Origin of the sequence: Klebsiella sp. 10982 (assembly GCF_048589245.1) — a bacterium.
Taxonomy (GTDB): domain Bacteria; phylum Pseudomonadota; class Gammaproteobacteria; order Enterobacterales; family Enterobacteriaceae; genus Klebsiella; species Klebsiella quasivariicola.
The window spans coordinates 1-308 of record NZ_JBMAXV010000161.1; the positions used below are offsets into that span (position 1 = coordinate 1).

At 52.6% G+C, this 308-nt stretch carries 1 protein-coding gene; it reads right to left on the reverse strand.

Going from position 1 to position 308, the window contains the following annotated elements:
• Positions 1–308: transposase (locus ACKLKD_RS28085; protein ID WP_420062026.1), on the reverse strand; the 308-nt coding region annotated here is incomplete at both ends.

Here is a 308-nt window from a genome sequence, read left to right on the forward strand (position 1 = left end):
TTTTGACTTTCCACTCGCCTTCACCGAAGACCTTCAGCCCGGTGGAATCAATTACCAGGTGTGCGATTTCACCCCGGGTGGGCGTTTTGAAACTGACATTAACCGACTTTGCCCGCCTGCTGACACAGCTGTAATCCGGGCAGCGTAGCGGAACGTTCATCAGAGAAAAAATGGAATCAATAAAGCCCTGCGCAGCGCGCAGGGTCAGCCTGAATACGCGTTTAATGACCAGCACAGTCGTGATGGCAAGGTCAGAATAGCGCTGAGGTCTGCCTCGTGAAGAAGGTGTTGCTGACTCATACCATACC